We start from the raw sequence: 16,872 nt of genomic DNA on the forward strand, positions 1-16,872 counted from the left end.
AAAAAATAAAATGAGTGTTTTAAATGCCGTGAGAAACAAAATAATCCATCGAGTTTTTGCGGTAATAAAAAACCAAACCTTTTATGAAAAAGATTTGGTTTTATCATAGAAATCAGGATGACAAACTCAACATTAAAATCATTTTCTACAAAAGTCCCAGAGGGACGAAATATTTATAGAAATAATGATTCTCAATTTACAAGAGCCCTAGCAGGGCGAAACATTTTTAGATTTACAATAATTAATATGTCGCTCCGCTGGAGCTTTTTTGTAAACCGCATATCAAACCATCTATAAATATTTCATTCCTCCGGAATTATACGGGATGAGAATTTTGTGCTTTGTTTATTTGTGAAATTCTAATCTTTGTCGATTTGTGAGTGTGATCCTTCGTTCCTCAGAATGACAAAATCAACATTAAAATCATTTTCTACAAAAGTCCCAGAGGGACGAAATATTTATAGAAATAATGATTCTCATCTTACAAGAGCCCCAGCAGGGCGAAACATTTTTTTGATTTACAATAATTAATATGTCGCTCCGCTGGAGCTTTTTTGTAAGCTGCGTATCCAACAATCTATAAATATTTCATTCCTACGGAATTTTATGGCAAGAGAATCGTTCTTGTCAACTTTGTTAAAGTTTGAAATTTTGACAAAGTTCTAATGAAAAATACATATTCCCTCCTAGCCCCGATCGAAATGGCATCTTTTTGTGGTGGGGTTCACCACAAAAAATATAATGAAGAGCGGGACAAATGGTCTTAAAAGTCGAAAAAGATCTGCTTCTTAAAAAAAACTACACCAATTAAAGTTCAATAAAATAAGGACTTCGCAAAGAATTTTAAAAACACTTATTGTACGATAAGAAAATATTATGATAAAAATATTTTGAAATTCGAAAATCTGCCATACATTTGCCTAACAGTGTTAAACGATTTAATACTTGAATACAATGGCTAGCAAAGATCGAATTTTAAGACAAAAAGAAGAGACAAGGAATAATATCCTTGGCGCTGCTTATGATATCGTAAAAGAAGAAGGCTGGAATGGTTTGAGTATGCGTAAAATTGCCGACAGAATCGAATATACTGCTCCTATTATTTATGAATATTTCTCGAATAAGGAAGCAATACTAGAAGAACTGACTGGCAAAGGTTTTATCAAACTCACAAAAGAACTGCAGATTGCAATTGACAAGTTTGAAAAACCCGAAGATCAATTAGAAGCCATGTGGATGACTTACTGGGACTTCGCTTTTACTAATACTGAAATGTATCAGTTAATGTTTGGTGTTCAAATGACTTGCTGCGCACAGCGATGTTCGGCTCAGGAGGGACCTTACAAATTATTCACTCAAGTAATTGCTGAAGTAATGAAAGACAGCAATCCTAGTGAAGATATCATTAAACAAAAATATTTTACTTTCTTTTCTGTTATTCATGGTTTAATCGCCATCAACATCATTAACAAAAGCGATATTTTAGAAACAATAAATGCTCAGATTTTGAAGGATGCCATTGGTGGTATCATAAAATCTATACAATAAAAAAATTTTCCAATTTTACTTAACAGTGTAAAATGATTTAAACGGGATAATATAAAATCCTTTTTTTTATAACTTTCGCTTAACACTGTTAGAAAATTTAATAAAGGTAATAAAAGCTCTTTTTTTAGACTTTTACTTAACATCGTTAGATAATTTAATACTGATTTTGTAATAAAATTGGAAAGGCTTACTGTATGGAAATTTGTGCACTTTTACTTAACAACGTTAGATAATTTAATTCAATTAAATATGAATCCCGAGAATGCCAGAATACCAAAGAATTTTATCCGAGAAAATGTTCAACCAATTAAAACCACTATGAAAATGAAAAATGTAATTATAACCAGTTTTATTCTGGCCTTAGTATTAAGCAGCTGTGGCGACAAAAATCAAGCGCCTACTGCTCCACCTCCACCGGTTTTACCAGTTTTAGCAATCACAAGTGCCAATACTACTACTGACGCTGAATATCCTGCTTCTATACAAGGAACTGTTGATGTTGAGATTCGTCCTCAAGTAAGTGGAAACCTAGACAGAATTTTTGTTGACGAAGGTGCTTATGTAAGTAAAGGACAAACTTTATTTAAAATCAATGAGCGTCCGTTTCGCGAGCAGTTAAACAATGCTTTAGCAAGTCTTCACGCAGCAGAAGCGGCTTTGATCAACGCTAATTTAGAAGTTGACAAATTGACTCCGCTAGTTCAGAACAAAGTAGTTTCTGATTATCAGTTAAAAACAGCTAAAGCTTCTCAGAAAATTGCTGCTGCCAATATCGAGCAGGCAAAAGCAATGGTAGGTTCCGCTAAAATTAATTTAGGATATACCAACGTAACTGCTCCTGTAAGCGGTTACATTGGAAGACTGCCTAAAAAACAAGGAAGTTTAGTTTCTGCATCTGATGTTGAAGCACTTACTACTTTATCTGATGTACACGAAGTGTTCGCATATTTCTCTTTGGGTGAAACTGATTTCATCAACTTTAAAGAGCAATATAAAGGAAGCTCTCTTGGTGATAAAATCAAAAAATTACCTCCAGTTACTTTGATCTTGGCTGATAACAACGCGTATCCTCAAACCGGAAAAATTGATATGGTTGACGGCCAATTTGATAAAACTACAGGAGCCATCACAATTAGAGCAACTTTCCCAAATGCAAACGGAACGTTACGTTCTGGAAATACAGGAAGAATCCGTTTAGGATTAAACCATGACGATGCGATTTTAGTACCGCAGTCAGCTACAGTTGAAATGCAAGACAAAGTATTTGTTTTCACAGTAGGCAAAGACAACAAAGTGACTAAAATGCCAATCATTGTTGTAGGTAAAAGCGGAACCAATTATTTAATTAAAGAAGGTGTAAAAACCGGCGACCAAATCGTGTTAAGCGGTATTGACAAACTTCAGGACGGGCAAGCGATTCAGCCTGAAAAATCAACTAAAGTTGCCGAAGTAACTAACAAAAAATAATCAGAAGAAATAATGTTCAAAATATTTATACAAAGACCTGTACTGGCAACCGTAATTTCCATTTTATTGGTGATTCTGGGGGTATTGGGTTTAACTAAACTGCCTTTACAACAGTTTCCTGATATTGCGCCTCCATCGGTTTTGGTAACGGCGGTATATCCGGGAGCCAACGCAGAAACGGTTTTACGTTCTGTGGCACCTTCTATCGAAGAATCTATAAATGGTGTAGAAAACATGACATACATGAGTTCTACAGCCAGTAACGACGGTACTTTAGCTATTACAGTTTTCTTTAAACTGGGTACAGATGCCGATCAGGCTGCGGTAAACGTGCAAAACCGTGTTGCTCAAGCAACAAGCCAGCTTCCTGCAGAGGTTGTACAACAAGGTATTGTTACGGCGAAACAGCAAAACAGTTTCATCATGGCAATTGGGATGTACACTGATGATGAAGCAAAATACGATCAGACTTTCGTTGCCAACTATGCGCAGATTAATATTATTCCAGAATTAAAACGTATTCCAGGTGTAGGTTCTGCTAGTATTTTTGGTGGTGTAAAAGATTACTCTATGCGTGTTTGGTTGAATCCAACACAAATGTCGACTTACAAAGTAACTCCAAGCGAAGTTATGGGCGCTATCCAAGACAAAAGTTTGGAAGCAGCTCCGGGGAAATTTGGAGAGCGAAGCAAAGAAGTTTTTGAATACGTTATTAAATACAAAGGGAAATTAACTAAACCAGAAGATTATGAAAATATTGCTATACGTTCTAATGCAGATGGCTCAGTACTTCGCTTAAAAGATGTAGCGAGAGTTGAATTGGGTGCTTACTCTTACAACAGTTTAACTCGTTTAAATGGTAAAAAAGGAATTGTAATTGGGGTTATTCAGTTAGCTGGATCTAACTCAAATGATATTCAGATTGCCATTAACAAAATGATGGAAAAGGCTTCTAAAGATTTTCCAAAAGGCATCAAACACAATATTTTCTATAGTACAAAAGTATCTCTTGACCAATCTATCGAACAGGTTGAACATACATTAATAGAAGCTTTTATACTGGTATTTATTGTGGTATTTATCTTCTTGCAAGATTTTAGATCAACATTAATCCCGGCCATTGCTGTACCTGTAGCAATTTTAGGAACGTTCTTCTTCATGCAGTTATTCGGATTTTCGATCAACCTTTTAACACTTTTCGCATTAATTCTGGCGATTGGTATTGTGGTCGATGATGCCATTGTGGTAGTCGAAGCGGTGCATGCGAAAATGGAGCACAAACGTTTGTCTCCAAAAATCGCAACCCATGAAGCAATGCACGAAATAACGGGTGCTATTATCTCGATTACGTTGGTAATGGCTGCTGTATTCCTGCCGGTTGGTTTTATGGAAGGCTCAACAGGAGTTTTCTATCGTCAGTTTGCCTTTACGATGGCCATTGCAATTGTAATTTCGGCAGTAAATGCCTTAACATTGAGCCCTGCGCTTGCGGCATTATTCTTAAAAGATAATCACGGAGCTCACGATCACGACGCGCCTTATGTGAAAAAAGGATTTAAAGAGAAATTCTTTAGCGCTTTCAATAGCAGTTTTGAATCGTTAACAAACCGTTACACAGGCGGACTTAAATTCTTAATTAGAAGAAAATGGTTAAGTTTAGGCGGATTGGCTTTAATTACATTGGCAACAGTGGTAATGGTAAAAACAACTCCTCAAGGGTTTATTCCAACAGAAGATCAAGGATTTATTGCGATTGCAGTAAATACGCCATCTGGAACATCATTGGACGGAACTCAAAAAGTAATGACTGAAGCTGAGAATACTTTAAAAGCATTAGACGCTTCACGATTTGTAACCGCAATTTCAGGTTTCAACTTATTGACAAACTCTACAAGTCCATCTTCTGCAGTAGTTTTCGTATTGCTTAAACCAAACGAAGAACGTGGAGAAGTAAAAAACATTGACGAAATCATGAATCAGGTTCGTGGTAAACTGGGCGCTATTTCTGGCGGAAGTTTCTTCGTATTCAGTTTCCCTACTGTTCCAGGATTTAGTAACGTTGAGGCTTTAGATTTAGTTCTTCAGGATAAAACAGGAGGAAAACTGGATAAATTCAGCGGTATTTCTCAAAACTTTATCGGCGAATTGATGAAACGTCCAGAAATTGCAGTTGCCTTTACTTCTTTCAAAGCAGATTATCCACAATTGCAATTAGAAGTTAACGACGAAAAAGCGAATCAATTGGGTGTTAATGTAAAAGACATTTTACAAACCATGCAAGCATACTTTGGTAGTGCACAGGCATCTGACTTTAACCGATTTGGTAAATATTACCGTGTGGTTGTTCAGGCCGATATCGAAGACAGAGCAGATCCTACAGCAATTGACAGAGTTTTTGTAAAAAACAAAACAGGCGAAATGGTGCCAATAAATACATTAGTTAAACTATCCCGTATTTATGGTTCTGAAACCGCTTCTAGATACAATTTATTTAACTCAATTTCTATTAATGCGATTCCGAAACCTGGATTTAGTTCTGGAGACGCCATTAAAGCCATTGAAGAAGTAGCAGCACAACAATTACCTGCAGGTTACGGGTTTGAATTCTCGGGCCAGACTCGTGAGGAGATTTCGTCAGGAGGGCAATCGGCAACCATATTCTTACTGTGTTTGATATTCATTTATTTCTTACTTGCCGCACAGTATGAAAGTTACATTTTGCCTTTGGCAGTAATCTTGTCAATCCCTGCAGGTATTTTTGGAGTATTCGTTGCTATTGGTTTAACTGGAATTGAAAACAATATTTACGTACAAGTTGCTCTTGTCATGCTTATCGGACTTCTCGCCAAAAATGCCATCCTGATTGTGGAATTTGCGGCTCAAAGAAGAAGATCAGGACAAGGTTTAGTAGCAGCTTCAATCATGGCAGCAAAATTACGTTTGCGACCAATTATCATGACGTCTCTTGCTTTTGTGGTAGGTTTAGTGCCAATGATGAGTGCCAAAGGTCCATCAGCACAAGGTAACCACTCCATCAGTATTGGGGCAGCTGGAGGGATGCTTTCTGGAGTAATTCTAGGATTGTTTATCATTCCTGTTTTATTCATCATCTTCCAGCATTTACAAGAAAAAGTGAGCGGAAAACCAATCGCTGTAATTCATAACGAAGAAAAATAATAAATGGAAAACTATATAACAACCATTCTTGTCGCCATCATATTTGGCATCGGATATATATCGTACAGAATCTCAAGAGATCTAGAAACTAGAAAAGATACTTGTACAGAAATTTAACCCTCAGGGATGAAAAAATGTTTTAACACATAGAGACATAGATTTTTTATGTCAAAAAAAGAGAATAAAAGAAACTAGTTTCCACACATAGCAAAACTATGTGTATTTAAAATAAGTTAAACGCCTTTTTTAAATCCTCAAAAAACTATGTTTCTATGTGTTTAAAAAACTAAACCCAACGGATAAAAAAATTTAATGAAAAACTAAATGAAAAATCATATAACCAAAATCGTGACCTTCGCCATTCTGATCACGACTTTAATATCCTGTAAAGTCTCAAAGGATATTGAAACTCCAAAAGATGCATTTCCTGAGAATTTCAGGAATGCATCGGTTTCGAGTGATACAACCAGTATTGCCGATTTGGAGTGGAAAAATTTCTTTACAGAAAAAGATATTATAAAATTAATTGACAGTGCCGTTGCGAGAAACAACGACCTTCAGATTGCCGAAAAGAACATCGAAATTGCCCAATACCGTTTTACACAGTCAAAATGGGGAAATGTACCTCAGGTTAACTTATTTGTAAACGCAAGTACAAGCAATCCGTCAGACAATAGTTTTACGGGATTAAACTTAAATCAGGCAATTGGAGCTAAACATATTGACGACTATTCTGCTGGAGCTTCTCTTTCTTGGGAAGCTGATATTTGGGGAAAGATCAGAAACCAAAAGAAAGGGGCTTACGCAGGATATCTTCAATCTGAAGAAGTAAAAAAAGCATTGCAGACCAATATTATCGCTAATGTTTCTAGAGGATATTATAATCTTTTGATGCTGGATGCACAATTGGATATTGCCAAACAAAACCTTCGTTTAAATGATAGTACAACGAATATTATCAAATTAAAATACGATGCGGGTCAGGTAACCACTTTGGCGATTCAACAATCGGAAGCACAGAAATTAAACTCAGCACAATTGATTCCGTTATTGGAACAAAATATTGCGATTCAAGAAAACGCTTTGAGTGTTTTAACAGGTTCTTTTCCAAATTCTAAAGAAAGATCTATTCAATTGAGTGCAATTGAAGTAAAACACAATACAGCAATCGGAGTTCCGTCTTCATTAGTAAGCAGAAGACCTGATGTAAAAAGTGCCGAATTGGCTCTTAAAGCGGCTAATGCAAATGTCGGTATCACGAAAGCGGATTTATACCCAGCTCTCAGAATTACGGCTCAAGGTGGCTTAAACTCTTTCGAAACCAGCAATTGGTTCAACATTCCGGCTTCATTGTTCGGAACGGTTGCGGGCGGATTAACGCAACCTCTTTTAAATAACAAAAGAGTGAGAACACAATATAATATCGCTGTCGCGGAAAGAGAAAAAGCAGTTTTAAGTTTTAGACAATCGGTTTTGGTTGCTGTAAGCGAAGTTTCGGATGCTTTGGTTAAAGTAGAGAAATTGCAGCAACAGGAAACTTTCTTAAAAGAAAAAGTAAAAACATTGCAGCAAGCGATTAAAAATGCCAACTTGTTATTCAAAAATGGTATGGCAGAATATCTTGAAGTTTTAACTGCGCAGGCCAATTTATTGCAAAGCGAATTAGAACTTGCTGATATCAAAAGACAACAACTTACAGCCAATACAGATTTGTACCGCGCTCTAGGCGGCGGCTGGAAATAATACCTGTTACATTACCCGTTAATTATTTATTTTTTGAGATGAAAACGCTGTGGAACCTTTGGGTTTCATGGCGTTTTTTGTTTTTTTTATTTGCCACGAAGGTGCTGGGGCTCAAAGTTTTTTTTAGTTTCTTGTAGTCTCAATGCTTTCGGGATTGGAGATTAAACGGATTTTCATCTTATTTTGTGTCCTTTGAGTGCAGTTAAAGGAGATGAAAAGTAATCGCTAGAAATGATAAATCTTCTCTACAAGCTCTAAACAGCAATTAAATACTCTTACCTCATTTCGTGCGATTTCTCTTTCTGAAAAAACAATAAATCTTAACTTATTTTCTTACTTTTGAACAAGAAAACTTAGCGTTTTAGCGCCTTCATGGCAAACTATTAATTAAACAAATTTAAACTAATGAAGAAAATAGCATTTTTTGCGCTTTTAGCTTTACTATTTACAAATTGCAAAAAAAACAGTTCAGAGCAAGAATTAGAATCAGCTAAACCTAAAGCTGATACTGTTACCGTAGCCAAAGAAGAAATAAAAGAAGAAAGTCCAGAAGAAGGAGATTGCAAGGATATAGAAGTTGAAATGGGATCTGGAAGAGAATGTATTCTAAAAGATACAGACATTAACCAGGTTTATCAAAATATCATTAAAAATAAAGAAGTAGATGAGTCAGAGTACTATTTGACCACTCTTCCAACAGAAAAAAAATCTATTGAAATAAATAAAGACGGATTAATGTCTATTGATTATGAAATTACTAAAGACAAAGTAGCGATCTCAATGAACTATGCAGGTGGTGTAACCGAAGTTACGCTAGAAAAAATAGATAATACAGTTAAAAGAAGTATTTATCATTATGCTGATTAATGCTAATAATTACTATTCTTTTGAGAAACCGCTATAAAGCTTTTTGTTTTTTAGCGGTTTTTTTTATTTGCCACAAAGGCGCTAAGTCTCAAAGATTTCTCTATGTTGATCATTAATTTTCAGTTTCTTTTTTATTCGAAAACATTTATAAAAATAATTTGTGGAAATTTGTGAAATTCGTAGCAACAAAAACTTTGTGTCTTAGCGCCTTCACGGCAAACTCTAAAAAAATGACTTTCAATAAAGAAATATATCTCAACAATCTAAAACAGACTATCGAAAGCTACTACCCGCTTTCTGATCAGTCTTGGAAACAGATTGAAAGTACCACCTATTTCCAAACACTTAAAAAAGGAGAAATACTATTAGGAAACGGAGAAATTGCTAAAAATCTTCATTTTATTGCAAAAGGAGTTTTACGAGCTTTTATCACGGATGAGCTAGGAAATTTCTATAACAAAAACCTTTTTCTTGAGAATTATTTTGCGGGTTCTAAAGTTTCGTTGATGCTCCAGACTCCTTCTAATTTTACAATTGAGGCTTTAGAAGATTCTATTGTAATCAACATCAATTATAAAAAATATATGGAGCTGATCTACCAAAACGACGATCTCAAAAACTTCTATATTGCACATTTAGAGAAAAACTGGATTATCGAAAAAGAACAAAGAGAAGTTGCCTTAGTAATGCAGAACGCAACAGAAAGATATGTTGATCTTCTGGAGAAGCATCCCACTATTGCTGATCGCGTTCCGTTACTGCATATTGCTTCGCACTTGGGTATTACTCCCACGCAGTTAAGCCGAATTAGAAAAAGTCTCGAAAAAGATTTGTAAATCAACATATGTAAAGGTTTTTCAGGAAAGCTAGTTTTATCTTTGTTTTAGATTTAAATTCGATATCCAAAAAAAAATGAAAAATACAGATCTCATCAAAGACAATATTGACAATCTTACCACACTTTGGAAGACTGTTGCCACTCCACTCCTTTCTTATCATAAAAATGATCCATTCCAATACAGTCAAATAAAAAATTCAGGCTGGCCCAATAGATTATGGTTTCGAGAAGATATTACCGAAGAAAACTTTCCGCAGATTATGGAAATCATGGAGAAAAACCCACGTTTGGTTATTCCATACTGGGATATTTTTGGCAGCAACTCAAAATCATTATTTGAAAAAAATGGCTTTAACATCCGAATTCAGCTTGTAGCAATGGCTTTAAAATTAGGCGAAAAATTTCCGCTTCAAAGCAACCTTAATTTCAAAAGAGTTTTAAATGAAGAAGATGCCAAAACATGGTCAGATATTTATCCACTATCTTTTAGTTATATCATTAGCAAAGAAACGTTGGTTCATAATTATGAAAACGTCAAATTTTATTTGGTACATTTTGAAGGAAAAGCGATTGGAACGCTTACACTTTTTCAAACTGGAAACATCATGGGAATTCACGGTGTTGGTGTTATTCCTGAAATGCGCAAAAGAGGTTTTGCTGAGGAAATCATGAAATTCGCCATCAACGAGGCAATTGATGCCAATTGTGAATATGCACAACTGCAAGCTTCTGCTTTAGGAAAAGGAATTTATACCAGATTAGGTTTTGAGGATTTGTTTACGATTACGAATTATCAACTTATATAAATTCCAAAATTTTTAAATTCCAAATTCCAATTAATTAGTTAGTTAATTGAATTTCTCGTAAAGACGCGAAGTCTCAAAGTTTAATTTTTTTAAGTTATTTTCTTTGTGACTTCGCGTCTTTGCGTGAGCTATTTTCATTGAAACTTTGACAAAAGTCTTTTAGTTATTATTCTTCATTTTTAATGTCATGCTGAGCGAAGTCGAAGCAATCGCACAGTTAAGCGCTCCATAGATTCAGCATGCGATCCTTCGACTTCGCTCAGGAAGACAATACTTTGTCGAGCTACTTGCGGAGATCCATCGTTTCTTGGGATAACAAACTGAACCTATTACTTTGCAGGAAATACTTCTCACCTATTTTTTCCTTATTTAATGTCATGCTGAGCGAAGTCGAAGCACTCTCACAGTTAAGCACACTGCATAGATTCAGCATGTGATCCTTCGACTTCGCTAGGATGACACTAAAAACCTCTGAACCTCTGTAGCTTTGAACCTTTACAACTTTGCGACTCCGCGCCTTTGCGAGAACTATTTTCAATCTAAAATCTAAAATCTGTATTCCATATTCTATACTCTAAAATCTACATTCTAAAATCTAAAATCACAATCTTGTCCCAAATGCCCCCAAAATAGTCATAAATAGGTATTTCATGAAAAAATAAGAATAGTATATTTGTAATACATTAACTAACAACTATTTAAAACAAATACCCAATGAAGACAACAAAAATTATTTTTTGGACTACTACTATTTTAATCTTTTTATTTGAAGGCGTTATGCCAGCTTTAACCTCTCAAACTGAATTGGCCAAAGAAGGAATCAAACATCTAGGATATCCAGAGTATTTTGGAAATGCATTAGTTGTATTTAAAATTCTTGGAGTTTTAGCTTTAATTATTCCACAAGTTCCAGGACGTATAAAAGAATGGGCGTATGCAGGATTTGCTTTCGATTTTATTTTTGCTTCAATAAGCCATTTTGCTGTAGACGGAATCGGTTTTCAAGGATTCTTCCCTCTAATCGTTTTTGCCGTTTTAATTGTATCGTATGTAACATATCATAGAATACATCGTTATAAAAACATAGCACTCTAACAACCAAAACTTTATGATTGAAGTTTTTAAAACAAATGTTCAAGAAGCTACTCAATGTTCGATCATCATTGAGAAGCTTCTTGAGCATTATCCAGACAGCTCGATCAACTTCGATTTAGAAGATTGCGACAAAATCCTCCGTATTCATGCACCCGATTTTTCGAATACAAAAATTATCGATATTTTAAATTCGCACGGTTACTTCTGCGAAGCCCTTCCTTAAAAAATTAACACTTCTTAAGTACCTGATTTATAGTATTTTAATATTTTTTATTGTATATTTGAAGGAGTACCAGTTTCCCTAATTCTATAAATTAAATTTCACAGATAATGTACTGAGGTTTTTTATTAAACCAATCGGTAAACATGAACTGTCGAATTTTCTATTTCTAAAATTAAAAAAAATGAAGAGCGCTATTCAAAATACCATACTAGAAACCTACACTAAATTGCATGATTTAGTTTCCTCTTTTTCAAAAGAAGAAATCAACATTGTTCCGTTTGAAGGGAGCTGGACTGCTGGGCAAACCACACAGCATATTATTCTGGCCTGCTCTGGTCTGACTATGCTTTTTGCTGGAAAAACAGAAAAAACAATTAGAGAACCTGATGAAAACGTAAAAGCTCTTGATGCTATATTTTTAGACTTCACGACCAAATACCAATCACCCGAAAATATAAAGCCTCCTGATATAGAATATGAAAAAGGCACTTTGCTAGCTTCAATCAAAAAAATACAAAATGATTTATTTGAAGCGGCAGAAACATACGATTTAACGCTTACTTGTCTGGACGCCAAAATACCTGGATTTGAACATTTCACCATTTATGAATGGCTCCATTTTGCCATTGTACATACGAAGAGACATACACATCAGTTACAATCGATTTACGAATACATTAAAAAACAATAGAGCAGTATTTAACTAAAACTATTTTTATGAGATCAAAAGTTAGAACCATTGTTTCATCTGGTTTAGTTGCAGGAACATTAGACATCACTGCCGCTATTTTGATTTATGCAGGAATATTACATAAAACAACAGCAGAAAAAATTTTACGGTCTATTGCAAGCGGTATTTTTAAAAAAGAAGCGTACACAGCAGGGACAGAAATGACTTTTGTGGGCTTGGGACTTCATTTCTTAATTGCTTTTATTTTTGCCTGGTTTTATTTTAAGATTTTCCCTTACATCCCATTTTTTAAAATAAATACTTTACTGTCGGGAGTCTCTTACGGGTTCTTTATTTGGGTAATCATGAATCTTGTTGTTCTGCCAATTGTATTTCCTGTTTTACCAGAAAAGAAATTAGACTTTCCCCTTTTATTATCAATTATAATCGTAATTTGCTGCGTAGGAATACCAATTGCTTTTATAACGAGAAAATATTACGCTAAATGGTATTAGAAAAAGGTGCAAAGTGACAAAGGCTCAAAGATGCAAAGGCCAAAAAACTTTGAACCTTTGCAACTCTGAACCTCTGAACCTTTATAAAAAAAATTAAACTTTTCTTCTTCCTGTAATTAATGAGATAATAAACAGGACTAAAAAAATGAAGAATAAAACTTTTGCAATGCTTGCAGCTCCAGCAGCAATACCGCCAAAACCAAAAATTCCAGCTATAATAGCAAGAATTATAAATATAACTGTCCAACGTAACATAGTAGTGATTTTTTAAGTTCTTAATATGACTGTTTTATAAGCCTTTTTGTTTGATTCAAAGTTCACTTATTCTTACAAATCTTATTAACTCTATACGCTTAATTGTTATCCCTATAAAATTAAACTAAAGCTAGAGCACACAACAGTTTCACTATTATTTGCAAGCCTTACAGAATTACCATGTTTAAGCTTTTGAGTTAATTTTTTGATCGATTGGATTAATTGCCGCTTCTATACTAAAGTAATTTTAGATAAAATTTTTAACCATAACGATGGAAGCTACAAAACATGGAGTCATTTTAGAAAAAACAGATCGAACTTTTGAAGAATTAGGTGTTTTAAATCCTGCGATTTATCAAGACGAAAATACTGTTCACATGTTTTACAGAGCTGCAAAAAGAGGGAACTTTTCGACCATTGGTTACTGCCGTTTTGAAGGACCAACCACTTTAGTCGAAAGAAATTCACAGCCCATTTTTGTACCAGAATATATTTATGAAATTCATGGTGTCGAAGATGCGAGGATTACCAAAATTGACGATAGGTTTTACATGACTTATGTTACTTATGACGGAATTAACGCCTGTGCTGCATTGGCAGTTTCAAAAGATTTAAAAGTTTTTAAAAACAAAGGAATTATAACGCCAAAATTTATGCTTCACGAATTTACAAATTTGATTCGTAAGCATTTACAAAATCCTAGTATCGCTAAGATTTTGGCTTTTAATACCGAAAGAAATTATCCGCTAACAGAAACTATGAAAGAGAATCTGTTTGTTTGGGATAAAAATGTAGTTCTTTTTCCGAAAAAATTCAATGGAAAATTTGTTGCCTTGCATCGCATATTTCCATCGATTCAGATTTTTTCGTTTGAAAAGAAATCAGAATTAACAGAAGATTTTTGGAAAAACTATTTAAAAAATCTTCCAGATTACATTGTAATGGAACCTAAATATGATCACGAAACAAGTCATATTGGTCCAGGAGCCCCGCCAATAGAAACAGCAGATGGCTGGCTTTTAATTTATCATGCTGCCGAAAGAAGAGAAAAAGGATTGGTTTATCATGCCGCCGCTGTTTTACTGGATTTAGAAGATCCTTCAAAAGTTATAGCACGACTGCCTAAACCCATTATTACTCCTTCTGAATATTATGAAAGACATGGTTATGTCAATTATGTGGTTTTCCCGACAGGAACTGCCATTTTTGACGGCCAACTATATATTTACTATGGCGCTGCCGATGATAAGATTGCGGTAGCCTCCTTGAACCTGAACGAGTTATTAACCGAGCTAAAAAAGAATTCTCATGAAGACAATATCAAATAAATCAAAAATAGTTTTTTTATCTACTTTTCCGCCAACACAATGCGGCATAGCAACTTATACGCAAGATACCATAAAAGGAATTACAGACGTTTACGGTAAATCTATAAAATGTGAAATATGCGAACTGGTTAATGAACCAAAGGAGCATCCGACACAGGCATATACCTTAAACACAAAAAATAAAGCAGAATATGCTAAGGTAGCAGAAGAAATCAATAAGGATGAAGCTGTGAAACTAGTTCATATTCAGCATGAATTTGGTTTGTTTTCAGGAAATTACGGAGATGATCTTTTAGATTTTTTAAATGTTATTAAAGCCCCTGTTACTTATACTTTTCATAGTGTAATTCCGAATCCGAATGACGAATTGAGAACATTCGTAAAGCTATTGTTGAGCTACAGCAATTCGGTTTTTGTAATGACTAATAAATCTAAAGAAATTCTAATTAAAGACTATGAAATTGATGAAGAAATAATTACTTGCGTACCCCACGGAACCCATATTGTAATATATGAAACTCCAGAAAAGGCAAAAGAAAAATTAAATATTCAAGACAGATTAGTACTTTCAACTTTCGGACTTTTGGGTGAAGGTAAAAATATAGAAACAGGCTTACAGGCTCTACCAAAAATTATCGAAAAGGCTCCAAATGCTTTATATCTAATTATCGGAAAAACGCACCCCAATTTAATAAAAGACGGTGTCGATACTTACAGAGACAAATTAGAAGGCATCGTAAAAGAATTGAACCTTCAGGATAATGTTCGTTTTGTCAATCAATATTTAGATACAGATGCACTTTTAGAATATCTACAAGCAACAGATATTTATATGTTTACATCCAAAGACCCTAATCAGGCAGTAAGCGGCACTTTTGCTTATGCAATGAGCTGTGCATGTCCGATTGTAGCTTCCAAAATTCCGCATACCAAAGAAGTATTAACTCCAGATTCTGGTATTTTAGTTGATATTGGAAATGTCGATCAATTTGCTGAGGCTGCAATTAAATTGATTGGAGATGAGAATTTGAGACACGAAATGGGAATCAATTCTTTTACAAAAATGCGTGCCTCTTCTTGGGAAAATGCTGCAATAACTCATATGAATACGTATAAAAACCTGATCAAAAATCCGTCAGAAATAAAATACAGCTATCCTCCTATTCAGTTAAAACATATCAAAAAACTAACTACAGAATTAGGAATTATTCAGTTCAGTAAAATTTCTATTCCAGATTTAGATTCAGGATATACTTTAGATGATAATGCAAGAGCTTTAATTGCATTCTGTATGCATTACAAACAAACTCAGGACAAAGACGATCTAGCTTATATTTTAATTTATTTAGATTTTATTCAGCGCTGTCAAAAACCAAAAGGAGACTTTATCAATTATGTCGATAAGGAAAACCGCGAACATGTAGAACAAAATGCTGAAGTAAATTTAGAAGATTCAAATGCAAGAGCTATTTGGGCTTTAGGAACTGTTGTTTCTATGTCGGACATTCTTCCTGAAGCTATTACCAAAAAAGCAACAAAATGTTTATTGAACTCTTTAAAATGGACCGAAACTATTCAGTCGCCACGTTCTATTGGTTTTGCAACAAAAGGTTTGTATTTGTACCATACTACAGTTCCTAATTTATACGTTGCCGCAATCATCAATAAATTGAATGCTAAACTTTTGGCCAACTACGAAGACACCGCAACAGAAGATTGGCAATGGTTTGAAAATTATTTAACTTACGGAAACGGAACTCTTCCAGAATCAATGTTGTATGCTTATTTAATTACCAATAAACCAGTGTATAAAAAAGTAGCACTAGATTCATTAGACTTCTTAATTTCTAAAACATTTGTCGATGGAAACTTTAAAGCCATTTCTAACCAAAGTTGGCATCATAAAGGTTCAGAGCCTGATCAATATGGTGAACAGCCCATTGATGTTACTTACACAATTCAAACTTTAAATGCATTTTATAATGCCTTTAAAACACCAGAATATAAAAAGAAAATGAAAGCCGCGTTTAACTGGTTTTTAGGTAAAAATCATTTGAATCAGATTATGTATAATCCTGTAAGCGGCGGTGGTTATGACGGACTTGAGAAACACAATGTAAACTTAAACCAAGGTGCAGAATCGACGGTTTGTTACTTAACTGCAAGATTATTAATGGAAAAACTAGCCATGTCACAATCGCGTGTTATTCCGATACAAAAATCAAGAAGCGGCATTGCTATAAATTTATAAGAAAAAATACTGGAGCTAACCAAATACTTCATTTTTTAAACCCTGAAAATCCCTTTCTTAATGAAAGGGATTTTTTGTTTTCGGGCAGT

Annotated in this window: 14 protein-coding genes; 13 read left to right on the forward strand and 1 reads right to left on the reverse strand. The window is 34.5% G+C overall.

Annotated elements, in window-relative coordinates; genetic code table 11:
• Positions 1-954 precede the first annotated feature (954 nt).
• From ACFO3N_RS24695 to ACFO3N_RS24745, 11 genes are all read left to right on the forward strand, one after another.
• Complete coding sequence (locus tag ACFO3N_RS24695; RefSeq protein ID WP_379801482.1) at positions 955-1,548, forward strand: TetR/AcrR family transcriptional regulator; 594 nt, start codon at positions 955-957, stop codon at positions 1,546-1,548.
• Positions 1,549-1,797: 249 nt separating this feature from the next.
• Complete coding sequence (locus tag ACFO3N_RS24700; protein ID WP_379801483.1) at positions 1,798-3,015, forward strand: efflux RND transporter periplasmic adaptor subunit; 1,218 nt, start codon at positions 1,798-1,800, stop codon at positions 3,013-3,015.
• Between the two features lie 12 nt (positions 3,016-3,027).
• Positions 3,028-6,192: an efflux RND transporter permease subunit gene (locus tag ACFO3N_RS24705; RefSeq protein WP_379801484.1), complete on the forward strand. Its 3,165-nt coding sequence runs from the start codon at positions 3,028-3,030 to the stop codon at positions 6,190-6,192.
• Positions 6,193-6,516: 324 nt separating this feature from the next.
• Positions 6,517-7,935 carry a TolC family protein gene (locus tag ACFO3N_RS24710; protein WP_379801485.1) on the forward strand — a complete coding sequence of 473 codons (1,419 nt, stop codon included), beginning with the start codon at positions 6,517-6,519 and terminating at the stop codon, positions 7,933-7,935.
• Between the two features lie 405 nt (positions 7,936-8,340).
• A complete protein-coding gene (locus tag ACFO3N_RS24715) occupies positions 8,341-8,802 on the forward strand; it encodes a hypothetical protein (RefSeq protein ID WP_379801486.1) in 462 nt (153 codons plus the stop codon).
• A 230-nt stretch (positions 8,803-9,032) separates the two neighbouring features.
• Positions 9,033-9,638, forward strand: a complete 606-nt coding sequence (locus tag ACFO3N_RS24720) for a Crp/Fnr family transcriptional regulator (RefSeq protein ID WP_379801487.1) — start codon at positions 9,033-9,035, stop codon at positions 9,636-9,638.
• Positions 9,639-9,714: 76 nt separating this feature from the next.
• Entirely contained in the window at positions 9,715-10,446 is a 732-nt protein-coding gene (locus ACFO3N_RS24725; protein ID WP_379801488.1) for a GNAT family N-acetyltransferase, read from the forward strand.
• 714 nt (positions 10,447-11,160) lie between these two features.
• On the forward strand, positions 11,161-11,541 hold the full coding sequence (locus ACFO3N_RS24730; RefSeq protein WP_095931610.1) for a DoxX family protein: 381 nt from the start codon (positions 11,161-11,163) through the stop codon (positions 11,539-11,541).
• A 13-nt stretch (positions 11,542-11,554) separates the two neighbouring features.
• Positions 11,555-11,764, forward strand: coding sequence for a hypothetical protein (locus ACFO3N_RS24735; protein WP_379801489.1), 210 nt, complete (start codon positions 11,555-11,557; stop codon positions 11,762-11,764).
• A gap of 181 nt (positions 11,765-11,945) precedes the next feature.
• On the forward strand, positions 11,946-12,455 hold the full coding sequence (locus ACFO3N_RS24740) for a DinB family protein (RefSeq protein WP_379801490.1): 510 nt from the start codon (positions 11,946-11,948) through the stop codon (positions 12,453-12,455).
• Positions 12,456-12,481: 26 nt separating this feature from the next.
• Positions 12,482-12,949 carry a DUF1440 domain-containing protein gene (locus tag ACFO3N_RS24745; protein ID WP_379801491.1) on the forward strand — a complete coding sequence of 156 codons (468 nt, stop codon included), beginning with the start codon at positions 12,482-12,484 and terminating at the stop codon, positions 12,947-12,949.
• A gap of 93 nt (positions 12,950-13,042) precedes the next feature.
• On the opposite strand, the gene ACFO3N_RS24750 is transcribed toward ACFO3N_RS24745, so the two are convergent.
• On the reverse strand, positions 13,043-13,204 hold the full coding sequence (locus tag ACFO3N_RS24750) for a DUF1328 family protein (RefSeq protein WP_008467744.1): 162 nt from the start codon (positions 13,202-13,204) through the stop codon (positions 13,043-13,045).
• Between the two features lie 272 nt (positions 13,205-13,476).
• Between ACFO3N_RS24750 and ACFO3N_RS24755 the strand changes: the two genes are divergently transcribed.
• Both ACFO3N_RS24755 and ACFO3N_RS24760 read left to right on the forward strand, forming a co-directional pair.
• On the forward strand, positions 13,477-14,532 hold the full coding sequence (locus tag ACFO3N_RS24755) for a glycoside hydrolase family 130 protein (protein ID WP_379801492.1): 1,056 nt from the start codon (positions 13,477-13,479) through the stop codon (positions 14,530-14,532).
• Complete coding sequence (locus ACFO3N_RS24760) at positions 14,513-16,783, forward strand: glycosyltransferase (protein WP_379801493.1); 2,271 nt, start codon at positions 14,513-14,515, stop codon at positions 16,781-16,783. The genes ACFO3N_RS24755 and ACFO3N_RS24760 overlap by 20 nt, the downstream gene beginning before the upstream one ends.
• The last annotated feature ends 89 nt before the right edge of the window (positions 16,784-16,872 follow it).

The sequence above is a fragment of the Flavobacterium chungangensis genome (assembly GCF_042654045.1).
Lineage (GTDB): Bacteria > Bacteroidota > Bacteroidia > Flavobacteriales > Flavobacteriaceae > Flavobacterium > Flavobacterium chungangensis.